The sequence below is a fragment of the Tissierella pigra genome (assembly GCF_018917845.1).
Taxonomy (GTDB): Bacteria; Bacillota; Clostridia; order Tissierellales; family Tissierellaceae; genus Tissierella; species Tissierella pigra.
This window is the reverse complement of record NZ_JAHLPJ010000001.1, coordinates 364,924-377,350: the sequence shown is the minus strand read 5'-3', so window position 1 is coordinate 377,350 and position 12,427 is coordinate 364,924. Positions and strand designations below refer to the sequence as shown.

Annotated in this window: 10 protein-coding genes and 1 pseudogene; 2 read left to right on the top strand and 9 right to left on the bottom strand. The window is 30.3% G+C overall.

The genetic code is table 11. The features are described from left to right. Positions 1-47 precede the first annotated feature (47 nt). Positions 48-1,124, bottom strand: coding sequence for an NAD(P)H-dependent flavin oxidoreductase (locus tag KQI41_RS01885; RefSeq protein WP_216584711.1), 1,077 nt, complete (start codon positions 1,122-1,124; stop codon positions 48-50). Between the two features lie 150 nt (positions 1,125-1,274). Between KQI41_RS01885 and KQI41_RS01880 the strand changes: the two genes are divergently transcribed. Then, complete coding sequence (locus tag KQI41_RS01880) at positions 1,275-2,399, top strand: hypothetical protein (RefSeq protein WP_216584710.1); 1,125 nt, start codon at positions 1,275-1,277, stop codon at positions 2,397-2,399. A gap of 16 nt (positions 2,400-2,415) precedes the next feature. On the opposite strand, the gene KQI41_RS01875 is transcribed toward KQI41_RS01880, so the two are convergent. The 4 genes from KQI41_RS01875 to KQI41_RS01860 form a co-directional block, all read right to left on the bottom strand. Continuing rightward, positions 2,416-2,970, bottom strand: a complete 555-nt coding sequence (locus KQI41_RS01875) for a hypothetical protein (protein WP_216584709.1) — start codon at positions 2,968-2,970, stop codon at positions 2,416-2,418. 89 nt (positions 2,971-3,059) lie between these two features. Continuing rightward, positions 3,060-3,797 (bottom strand): TIGR03915 family putative DNA repair protein, encoded by a 738-nt coding sequence (locus tag KQI41_RS01870; RefSeq protein ID WP_216584708.1) that lies wholly within the window; start codon positions 3,795-3,797, stop codon positions 3,060-3,062. Next, positions 3,797-5,083, bottom strand: a complete 1,287-nt coding sequence (locus KQI41_RS01865) for a putative DNA modification/repair radical SAM protein (protein WP_216584707.1) — start codon at positions 5,081-5,083, stop codon at positions 3,797-3,799. The genes KQI41_RS01870 and KQI41_RS01865 overlap by 1 nt, the downstream gene beginning before the upstream one ends. A 95-nt stretch (positions 5,084-5,178) precedes the next feature. Continuing rightward, complete coding sequence (locus KQI41_RS01860) at positions 5,179-6,024, bottom strand: undecaprenyl-diphosphate phosphatase (protein WP_216584706.1); 846 nt, start codon at positions 6,022-6,024, stop codon at positions 5,179-5,181. Positions 6,025-6,260: 236 nt separating this feature from the next. Here KQI41_RS01860 and KQI41_RS01855 point away from each other — a divergent pair, with 236 nt between their 5' ends. Further along, the gene (locus KQI41_RS01855; RefSeq protein ID WP_154442315.1) at positions 6,261-7,649 is read left to right on the top strand and encodes an MATE family efflux transporter; all 1,389 of its coding nucleotides are present in this window, start codon (positions 6,261-6,263) and stop codon (positions 7,647-7,649) included. A gap of 51 nt (positions 7,650-7,700) precedes the next feature. Here KQI41_RS01855 and KQI41_RS01850 read toward each other — a convergent pair whose 3' ends face one another. The 4 genes and pseudogenes from KQI41_RS01850 to KQI41_RS01835 all read right to left on the bottom strand — a co-directional run bounded on the left by KQI41_RS01850 (position 7,701) and on the right by KQI41_RS01835 (position 12,289). Next, positions 7,701-8,810, bottom strand: a complete 1,110-nt coding sequence (locus KQI41_RS01850) for an LCP family protein (protein ID WP_216584705.1) — start codon at positions 8,808-8,810, stop codon at positions 7,701-7,703. 33 nt (positions 8,811-8,843) lie between these two features. Next, complete coding sequence (locus KQI41_RS01845; RefSeq protein WP_216584704.1) at positions 8,844-10,988, bottom strand: alkaline phosphatase family protein; 2,145 nt, start codon at positions 10,986-10,988, stop codon at positions 8,844-8,846. 472 nt (positions 10,989-11,460) lie between these two features. After that, positions 11,461-12,090: pseudogene (locus KQI41_RS01840) on the bottom strand (IS982 family transposase); the annotation flags it as partial. Next, a complete protein-coding gene (locus KQI41_RS01835; RefSeq protein ID WP_425335893.1) occupies positions 12,065-12,289 on the bottom strand; it encodes a DUF3908 family protein in 225 nt (74 codons plus the stop codon). The gene KQI41_RS01835 and the pseudogene KQI41_RS01840, both read right to left, overlap by 26 nt. Positions 12,290-12,427 lie beyond the last annotated feature (138 nt).

The following is a 12,427-nucleotide window of genomic DNA, read 5'->3' as shown; positions in this document are numbered from 1 at the left end:
ACCCCAAAATAGAAATAAAGCTAAGTCTTTTTGACTTAGCTTTATTTCTATTTAAGATATAATTGAGTTTCTTCAACTAATTCTTCCATTAAATCTTTAACTGACATTATTTTCTCTATTTTATATGAATTAGAACCAGCAAATACAAATCCTGAATTAAGATTTCCCTTTTGTCCATTAATTAAAGCATTGGCTATACAATAATCCACCTCTGTAGGTTTACATGGTTTTAAACAATTTGTAATACATTTAATTGGCCTTCTTAGTCCACTTTTTGCATCTTCTATAAATTTATTATTTATAGCTCTTCCTATTAAGCCAACAGGACTATTGATTAAAATTATATCTTCTTCCTTTGCATTTACATAGGCTTCTTTAAATCCATCTTCAGCATCACATTCATAAGTTGCTGCAAATCTACTTCCCATTTGTACTCCTGATGCTCCTAGTTTAATTAATTCAGCTATATCTTTTCCTTCTGTTATTCCTCCAGCTGCTATAACAGGAATTTGTCTACCATACTTTTCCTCAAAAGGTCTAATAGCTTCTAATACTTCTATTAATAAATTATCCAAATTCTTAGAGGGATCTTCCAGTTCTTCCTTAGAAAATCCAAGATGTCCTCCTGCCTTTGGACCTTCTAGTACAATGGCATCTGGAATAACATTATATCTTTTATCCCAAGTTTTACATATTAAAGTAGCTGCTCGGTCAGATGAAACAATAGGTACAACCTTTGTATCGGTTCCTTTAGTAAAGCTAGGTAGTGTTAACGGAAGACCTGCTCCTGAAAAGATTATATCTATTTTTTCCCTGACTGATTCTATAACTATTTCTTCAAAATTATTTAATACTGCCATTATATTGATACCTATAATACCACCTTTTGATATTTCCTTAGACTTCCTGATATGGAATTTTAAAGCCCTTAAATTAGCCTCTTTCTTATTTTTATAATAATCGGGTTCATTAAATCCTATTTCTACACCAGATAATACCCCAATTCCTCCATTTAAAGCCACATTGCCTGCTAGGTTTGATAAAGAAATTCCAACTCCCATACCACCCTGTATAATGGGTATCTTTGCCACTAGATTTCCTATTTTTAATTTAGGTAACTCCATATTCTCCTCCATATAAAAGTATTAAGCTACTATAAAACTAGCTTAATACTTAGTATATATTTTTTTAGGTAAAAAGAGAAGTGCAATTTATTTAATTTTAGTATATAATGAATGGGAATTTATAGAATAGTATTGATTAGGGGTGATAGATTGAAAAAGAAAAAGAAATTTTTTAAAGCCATAATATTTCTTATGGTTTGTCTGTGTATTGGATTTTTTATAGGATTTATTTCAGATGTCTTTTTTAATGATGCCATAAATACATATATGGAAAAAACTAACTTATTTGCATTACCTTCTTTCTTTTTATTGTTTATTATAGGATATTTAATACAAATAATTATCCATGAAGGGGGACATCTTATATTTGGTCTTATATCAGGATATTCCTTTGTATCCTTTAGAGTTGGTTCTTTTACTATAATAAATGATAATGGAAAGCTTAAACGTAAGAAATTTAATATACCAGGCACGGGAGGTCAATGCCTTATGATGCCACCAGAATTAAAGAATGGAACATTTCCTTTTATCCTTTATAATCTTGGTGGAGTTATAGTGAATCTAGTAGCATCTATACTTGGGATACTAATAGCAAGAAATGTAAATTCTCCATTTAATTTTATATGGTTCGTTTTTAGTATAAGTGGTATATTTGGTGTCTTAACCAATGGTATTCCAATGAAAATCGGTGGAATTGCAAATGATGCTTATAATATATTATCTATGTTGAAGGACAAAGATACTAGACAAGGTTTTTATATTCAATTAAGAGTAAATGGACTGCAAAGTCAAGGTATAAGGATTAAGGATATGCCTTTAGATACTTTTGAAGTAAAGGATAGCTCTGATCTTTCCAATCCTTTAAATACAGCTCTTAGACTAATGGAATTTAACTGGCATTTAGACAATATGGATTTTGAAAATGGAAAGAAATCCTTAGATACTCTTTTACCATATCTTGATAAAATCATTCCTGTATATAGAAATGAAATAAATTGTGAAAGAATCTTTTTAGAACTTGTGGAAGATTGTGATAAAGATTTTATTGATAATTTATATAATAAAAATCTTAAAAAATATATAAAGATAGCAAAATTTATGATTAATAAAACGAGAATTCTTATGGCATATGAGGCTTTTTATAATGATGATAAACATAAAGCAATGGAATATTATAAGAAGATATACAAATTAGCTGATAAATATCCAATAAAAGGAGAAGCTGATATGGAATTAATGTTGGCAGATTGGATTAAGGAAAAAATAAATTGCTAGGTTATCCTAGCAATTTTTATTTACAAAATTTACAAGGAAGTTGTTTAAGTATTCCATTATACATAATTTCTGCCATAACCATTACTTCCCTTTCAAATTTATCATAAATGTTTATGCTTTCTCTATAGTTTCCATCAAGCATTTCTCCTGCCATATTCTTAACCATATCTAAGTAAATATATAACATAGCCCTCCAACTTTCATAGTGCCAATTTGGATTAATAGAAGAAAGTAAAAGTGAAATTTCATCTGCATTCTTATATAGCTTTTCATTTGTTTTTTCAGCTAATTTAGTATCTCCTAGCATTGTATATTCCACTAGATTTCTTGCAAGGCTTAAATTCTCTGTCAATAGATCACTAAATCTAAAAGCTACATTATCTTCATAAAAAACTCTCAAAAAGTAAGCAAAATCTGCTAGGTTTCTAAGAAGTCTAAATATTACTGCCTCTTTATCTGGAGTTTTAAATATTATACTTACAAATACCATTCTAGTCCACTCACTATGCTGGATCCACAACATACGTACTTCATTGATTAATTCCAGTTCCTTTCTATTAATATACTCCATTTAATCTCCACCTTTATATATTTTAGTATATAATATGTATGAAGATAAACAAAGTTAATAGAACATTGCCAGTAAATATTGTAAATCTTCTAAAGCTTTTCCACTAAATACTTCCAATACCTCATAGGCATATTTCTTTTCTGAAGCTTTGGATTGATTTTATTTTCTATGGCTATGGACTTAAAATATTGCTTCCATAGCTCTTGATACTCTTCTTCCTCTTCTTTCATCACTAAGGAATCTGTAGGTTTTATATTTCTAATGACCCATTCTTTCTTATTATAAAACACTCCTACTCCCCGTTTTACATCATGAATTATCCAATTTTCATTCATCATTCTAGATTCAAAATGTGGTGCAATAAGTCCTATAATATTATAATCTGGCTCAATTGCCCCATAGAATATCCCATTTTCCAACTCTTTAAATCTAAGAAGTCCTAACATTCCGTGCCGTTCCCTAGATACTTTAGCATATATGTTATTCATCATAAGAACAATATCATTAGATAGATTTAAATCTACTTGTGCCCCAAGCTTGAATCCTAATTGTATATATTTAAGTATTATTATGCCATGTTTAGGTAATTCAGATAAATAAACATAGAAGATTCTCCTTAAAGCTTCCCTAGAAATCTTATTTTCTATAGATTTATATACTGTCCTAGATTTTTCCCCATCTGTTGGAATAAATATATTTTGTACCAAAAAATTCTCTTCTATATTATCTTCTGGAACTATATCATAAACATTGTCCTTTCTATAATAAGCCTCATAAACTGCTGTAAGTAATCCATCAAAACTGCCATCATAAATATAATGAATCATTAAAATTGTCCCCCTATTTCAATATATTTATCTTCAATGGATACTTGGTCAAATAAGGATAGCTGTTGATAATTACTAAATCTTGTGGGTTTTTCAGTTAAATAATTTCGTATTATTTCACCATCCATGGATTTTACCCCATAATGTTTTCCCTTACAAGTAATGAAATACTGGGCTCTTTTAAGAACTATTCCTAATTTCTTTAAATCATAAAAATCTATAGCTGAAAACCTTCTTGCCTGAATTATTCGCATAGCTGATTTTACCCCAATACCTGGAACCCTTAAAAGCATATTATAGTCTGCTCTATTAATCTCCACTGGAAACAAATTAATATTTCTAAGTGCCCAATCACATTTAGGATCTAAGGCTAAATCAAAATCTGGTTTATTTTCATCTAATAGCTCCCCTGACTGAAATCCGTAAAATCTAAGAAGCCAGTCTGCTTGATAAAGTCTGTTTTCTCTTACAAGAGGCGGTGATTTAATTGCTGGTAATTTAGGATTAGTAGATACGGGAATAAAAGCTGAATAATATACTCTTTTAAGTCCATAGGAATTATACAATCCCTCCGATAGTCTAAGTACCTTTAAATCACTATCTGCTGTAGCACCTACTATTAACTGTGTAGTTTGTCCTGCAGGTACAAATTTGGGACTAAATCGAAATTTCTTCGTTTCTTCAAGGGATTGAGTAATTCCAGCTTTAATTAATTTCATAGGTTTTAGAATACTTTCCTTATTCTTCTTTGGTGCTAAAAGCTTTAGACCTTCTTCTGTGGGTAACTCAATATTTACACTCATTCTATCCACATATTTCCCTACTTTTTCAACAATTTCTTTATCTGCTCCAGGTATTGCCTTTGTATGAATATATCCATTGAATTTTTCTTCTTCCCTAAGTTTTTTTACTACTTGAAAAATCATTTCCATCGTATGGTTAGGAGATTTAAATACAGCAGAACTTAGGAATAACCCTTCTATATAATTCCTCTTATAGAAGTTTATAGTCAAATCAACTATTTCATCTGGCGTAAATGTCGCTCTTGGTAAATCATTGGAAAACCTATTAACACAATATGCACAATCATAAATACAATAATTAGTCATTAGAATCTTTAATAGAGAAATACACCTACCATCATCAGACCAGCTATGGCATATTCCACTGTTCTCTGCTACTCCCAATCCTCCATTTTTATTTTTTCTATTGCTTCCACTTGAGGAACAGGATACATCATATTTAGCCGCATCAGATAATATCCTTAATTTTTCTAAAACTTCCATACTAACACCCCGTCACTGAATATTCTTAGAAAAATTATATCATATAAAGAACAAGAGTTCAAACGTATGTTTGAACTCTTGTTAATATTTATTTGCTAAAATAATCCTTTAGCTCCTGCTATTAAAACTATAACTGCAAATACCATTCTATATATGGCAAATATTCTCATAGGTCTCTTCTTCAGATATGAAATAAACTTATTTATAACTACTAAAGCCACTATAAATGATACAAAAAATCCTACTGCTAAAGAAATTAGCTCTGCTGCGCTAAGTGCCAATATTCCTCCAATTTTATATATCTTTAATGTACTCATTCCTACCATAACTGGAATTGCTAAGAAAAATGAAAACTCTGCTGCCGCAACTGTAGAAAGTCCTGATACCCAACCACCTATAATAGTAGAGGCAGAACGAGACATTCCTGGAACAATGGCAAGACATTGAAATAACCCAACTGTAATAGCCTGTTTTACTGTTACATTTAACTCCTTTGTTTTAACCCTTTTATTCCTAAACTTATTTTCTGCATATATCATAAGTATTCCACCTACAAATAGTGTAATTGCTATGGATATTGGGTTAAATAAATATTTGTCTGCTAAATCATCCAATAATATTCCAAAAACTCCTCCCGGAATACAAGCTATAAATATCATAAACCAAAATCTAAATCCTGATTTCTCATATCCAACTTTTTGTGGAAAAAAATTCAAAAGGGTATCTTTTATTTTATTCCAATAGAGAATAACTACTGCTAATATTGCCCCTAATTGTATTACATATGTATACATCTCCACGTACTTAGGATTTGTTCCATTAAATCCAATTAAATTTTGAAAAATAACTAAATGACCTGTAGAAGATACTGGTAAAAACTCTGTTAATCCTTCTATAATACCTAGTATTATAGATTTTAGTGCCAAGAATATGGTGTCCATTTTCTACATCTCCTTTGCATATATTGTCAAACTTTTGATTTGACTTATATTTTAATTATATGAATATAAAATACATTTTATCATAATCGTATTGGTTATTCCACTTTTAGATAGTCCTATTTTAGAAATATACAATTACTTTTTATTATAAGCTCATGAGTTCATTGACAAAGCAATTTTATTATTATACACTAGTTCTTACGTAATAAAATAAAGTTAATTAAGGAGGTTGAAATATGGCAAATTTAAAAGAACTATTTGCTCCTAAAGATTTAACAGAGGGTACTCCTTGGAAAAGAATTACCCAATTTGCTATTCCCATGTTAATTGGTAATATAGCCCAGCAGTTTTATAATACTGCGGATTCCATTATAGTTGGTAAATATGTAGGCGATAATGCTCTTGCTGCCGTTGGTAGTGCATCTCCTATATTAAATCTTTTACTTGTACTCTTTGTTGGAATTTCAGTAGGTGCAGGTATAATGGTATCTCAATATTTTGGAGCTAAGGATCGAGAACGGCTTTCTAAAACAATTGGTATATGTATAAGTCTTACTGCTTTAGCATCTATAATAATCATGGTTGTTGGTCCTATGGTTACACGCCCATTACTTTCTTTTCTTAATACACCTGATACAATAATAGAATGGTGTACAGATTATCTCATTATTTACTTTGTTGGTATTGCAGGTTTTGCCTATTATAATATTTTAGCTGGAGTTCTTCGTGGCCTTGGAGATTCCATTTCTGCACTTGTATTCTTGCTTATTTCCACATTTTTAAATGTAGTGCTAGATATTTGGTTTGTTGCAGGATTTAATATGGGAGTACCTGGAGTTGCATTGGCTACTGTAATTGCACAGGGAATCTCGGCAATACTTTGTATCATTAAGCTAATGAAAATGAAGGATAACTTTGATTTAAGCCTAAAAACTTTAAAATTAGATAAAGAATTTTCCTATAGATTAATAAAACTTGGATTACCGTCAGGTTTAACACAGGCAATATTCTCTCTTGCAATGATAGTTGTGCAATCCTTGACTAATAGCTTTGGAGAAATGGTAATAGCTTGTAACGTAATTGTCATGCGTGTAGATGGATTTGCTATGATGCCAAACTTTTCCTTTGGAAGTGCTATGACTACTTATGCTGGACAAAATATAGGTGCAAAGAAAATGGAAAGAGTTGAAAAGGGTACTAAAGATGGTACTATGATTGCAGTTGGAGTGTCTACTGTAATAACAATTATAATTTTACTCTTTGGCAGACAACTTATGGGTGTATTTACTGATACGCAGGAACTAGTTGATTTAAGTATGCACATGATGAAAATTTTAGCAGTAGGTTATATTGCCATGGCTATAACTCAAAGTTTATCTGGAGTTATGCGTGGTGCAGGAGATACTGTAACTCCTATGTGGATTTCACTAATTACTACAGTGCTTATTCGTGTACCTATAGCTTATGGTATTGCTTATTTCACTAGAAGCGATGCTTATCCTACAGGACGACCTGAGTCTACTTTCATATCCCTATTGCTTTCTTGGACTTTAGGAGCAATTATAACTTTTATTTTCTATAGAAAAGGTAATTGGCGTAAAAAAGGACTTACTGATAAAAAATAGAGAAACCTATTTAAACTTAAAGTTTAAATAGGTTTTTATTTACAACTTTTCTTAGTTTCCTCCAATAATATCTAAGTGAATATCTTCTATAGCCTTTTTATATGGATTAATGGTGTCATTCACAAGTTGAAGAATTCCATCTTTATCTAAGTATTCATAATACATAGGTACTCCACTAGTTCCTGTTGTTGGCATTGTATATGTGGATAATGCTTCTGTTCCCTTAATTCTATTAAGTTGATCTGCAAACCACAACATATTTTCAGTCTTTATATCACTATATATATTCTCATTAAATATATCTATAAATTCAGGAATCTTCAGTATATTAGCTGGTTTCAACAGCTTAGTAAGTATAGCTTTAATTACAATCTGCTGATTTTCCATACGTTCATAATCACTAATAGTATTTTTGCTATTATTACCTTTTCTATAACGTGCAAATTTTAAAGCATCTTCCCCATTTAAAACCTGCTGTCCTTTTTTTATATTAGTATGTAAATCTTGTGTAGGGTCATCATATTTCATATCTATTGGTACGTTAATGTCTATTCCTCCCACAGCATCTACTATTCTTTCAAAACCATCTAAGTCTATACCAATATAGAAATCAGGTACAAATCCTATTATGGTTTTCAGTTCTCTCTTTAATTGATTGATGCCACCTTCTTTTCCCCCACCATTTAAATTTCCTGCTGGATAAGCAGCATTTATTTTTTTTACTTTTCTCTTAACATTTACTAAACTATCTCGTGGGACACTTATAATATTTGCTTCTTTATTTATTCCGTCATAGGAAGCAACCATAATTGTATCTGTATTTACACCTTTATCCAAGCCTAAAATTAAAAAGGTATAAAACTGTTCCTTTCTATCTTCCATTGTAAAACCTTCAGGTATATCTAGATTGTTCCCAATAAGCATATCATCATCATTTACTTCTGGGATAATAAAAGCTGTATCGCCATAGGTTGCAAGATTATCTTCACTTAAATCTGGAATAGCAGGTGGTTTTATTATATTTTTAACAATAATAATACAGAAAAATGTTAAAATAGTTAAGATGAATAAAGTTTTTAAAAAAAGGATTTTCCTTTTTCTTGACCGTACCTTTACTCTGCCACTGTTTCTCGGGTTATATATATTGCTTTCATTTTTCATTTGTAAAAAGCTCCTTTTTAAATATATATTTTACTATAGTATACTATTATCATTTATAACTACCCCTAAAGGTACAAATAAATAGGTCAATGCCAAGGCTGTACCTATGGTTCCTGTATCATTAAATGAAAATATAGCTATGCTGCATAAAAGAATCGTAACAAATCCTTTATATAAATTTGAATACCTTTCTTTTAATTCCATTAACATATTTTTATATCTATATAATAAACCACATAAAATTACTTCTGAGAATAAAATAATATTCCATGAAGAATTAATTAAATTCCAAAGTACTTGTCTCAACTTAGAACCGATTATTTCAAAAAATTTACTCCAGCCACCTATCATCAGAGCTTCCAATGCCTTCCCTGCATGGGTAGGATTTGGATTAAACAGAGAATCTAGTTTTGCTAATAATAAAATTCCCAAAATAGCCCCAACAACTATAAAAGCTATTTTCTTTAAAGAAAGTCTTTTATCAAATATAACAAGTACTATCATTAAAATAGATAGTATAGATGCTAATGTTCCACCCATATTAGCTCCAAAAAAAGGACTAAGACCTATTGTTACTAAAATCATATATGAAGTTATAGAAATTGTCATTATATATTTTGTACTATTACATAGATGGAATAGTACAAAAAAACTTAATATGGTAGAACCTAACAATATCCCCATATAATCATTACCTATGCCGTAAAATCTCCCTCCTGCAATAGCATCAGAGCCTAATGGAGATATAATCATCAACTTCTTAACAAAGAAAATGTCTATTAGCAGTAAACCACTGGTTACCAATGCCAATATGGCTATGATTACCAATTTTTCATTGAAAATTTTATTTAAAATATAAGATATAATTAAAGAGCCTCCAAATACATAGATGAGATCAAAAATTATAGATTTATATCCAGTCAGTGAGACTGTCATCATCATTAAAGGAACTATCATTACTGTTATACTTAAATAATGAAGAATATCATTTGGAAGCTTATTCCATCCTGTAAGTCTAGGCAAATAAAATCCAATTAAAGTGATACCTATAAGGATTATAAAGGATTTATGAAAATAACTTCGATATTTCCTTAGATATAAATTTTGATCTTGATTTTTAAGTAAAACCTTCTCAGGATTATTATTATCTACTACTGTCATTGATTCTCCAATAAAACTTCTAGGTTCAGAAACCCCGAAAAATCCAAGAACAGTAGGTCCAAAATCAAAATTAGTAACCAATCCTTCCCTGCGAGTTGTACTTGAAGTCAATAATCCCCTTTGAGTATTGGGTCCTGACATAATTATAGGAGTCAGACCAAAGTTTCCTCGGCTAATGGTTTCTGATGAAGGGTTGGGAGTTATGACCATAAATAAAGTTTTTTCTAAATCTACTTTTTCCATGACCTGACCCAAAAATAAATCTGCTCCTTCAATAACCTTAATTTTTTGCTCTTCTCTAATTTCTTTGGTAGTTATTTCATCTGTTGTTTCTATTCTTACTGTATCTCCATATTCTATAAATAATATATCTATATCAGGTAAGATACTTTCTGCTTCTTCCAATAGCCTCTCTTGATTTAATCTGCTTCCTTCTAAAACATCATCATCAGAAATTAACAAATCAGAATCTATATAACCAAAAGGGATTACACCATTTTCATCCATAGCTAACATAGTAGCTTCTCTAGCTAGTGTATCTAAATCACTGCTTCCTATGAGTCCAACTACAATGCCATTTTCCTTGGCTATTTTACCCAAAAGTCCAACTTGGTTGTTTGGCGTAACATCTAAAGCTGTTTCTTCTATGTCTTTAATTCCTGTATTTACAATTTTCCCATCTGAAGTCTGAAAAGCTAAAGCTCCTTCACTTGGAGCTAAAGTTCTTACACCCATTCCTAAACTAAGGTATGTACTTCCTCTATTAGCCAAACTTGACTTTGCTCGTATATTCATAAATCCCATGGCACCATTTTCCAACAATATATCCATATTAGGAGTATTGCTATTAAAAATTTCTTCAATACTAACTTTATCCAATATCAGTATAATTGCCTTTCTATCTTCAATATTAGAAGAAGCAGCAAATGATTTAGAAATAGGCATACTTAAAATTATACACAATACTAAAGTCCATTTAAATATATCTTTAAAGGCTTTCTTTAAACTCTTTTCCAATTTATTTTCCTCCTACTACAACAAATAAAGCTCTCTCTACCATAATTCACTATATTATAACATTTATTAGTAAATATCAATAATAATATAATTTGCAACTATAATAAAATCTATATATAGGAGTAGTAAAGTAGAGATTTCCTATTCCTTATAAAATATTTACTGATTTAAATAGAGTTTTCCCATTTTTTTATTAAAGAACCATCTAATAAATATTTATTAGATGGTTCTTTAACTAATTTTTATAAGGAAATTGTCTTCATAGAAGCTTTTTTATAATCTTAAAGCAGAATTTTAAATAGATATACTAATTAACTTGTTGTGCTAGTAAATTTGAGATTAGATAAACTTACCAATTATTTTTTTGAAAAAAGATACCTCTTAAGAAAGCAATTTGGGAATATTATCAAAATATGAGTTATTTAATGTGCCCTAGATTTATGTTATTTCCTAACATTTGATTGATGCTCTAACAAAGATTATGGGCTAAAATCTTTGTTTTAAGTCTTGCAATAAGACCCAGCATAGATTTGGTCAGAACCTTGTTGCTATTTAGCTGCCCAGCTAGTTGTGACAAAGTGGTTTCAATTCTCCTCCTGAGCTTAAAAATATGTTGACGAAGCCATTTTGGATGAGGATTTTTAGCATTATCTCTTTTCATAAATAGCAGCTGAATTCCTTTTTCAGTCTCTAAATTTGAAGATAAGTGCTTATTGGCATAGCCCTTATCACCTAGAATAGTTATATGTTCATAGGTTTCAACCAACTCCCATACAGCCTCTCTATCATCAATATTAGCTGGAGTAAGGACGAAATCTGTAACATAACCATCAACTGTAGTAAAAACATGTAGCTTAAATCCATAGTAAGTCTCTTTCTTGGAGGCACAATATCCATAAGCTGCATCCACCTTAAAGGTTTTATGAAAATGTGCTCTACCAAACTTGCATACAGGAATAGGAGTGCTCTCTACAATTCTAACTGATTTATCACGGTATCCTAGAATTTTAGTAAGCTCCTTACGAATTTCATCAATGACTGAGTGTACAGCCCTACGAGTTCTGTTAAATCTAGTTCTACTGCAGAATCTTGTTGATAAATTCCAATGTTAATTTATTACAAAATTCCCCATCATTAATACATTCACATGTAAAACCTTTAATATCTCTAAAAGATAAAACCTTTATTTCTATTATGGTATCATCTATAATTCTACCTCTCAAGATCTTACTCTCTAGAAATATGTATATTTCTAGATTTTCATCTTGGACAAACATATTTTTAGGATAGAAAACATTTATTTTATTTGGATTAATAAATTTTTCTATATTATAAAAAATTGCCCACTGTTTTCTTGATTTTTTACCTTCATATTTATGACCTTAAAAATGCCCTCTGACCCCTAAATAGTCAATCATAACAATTCTATACCTCCCAAA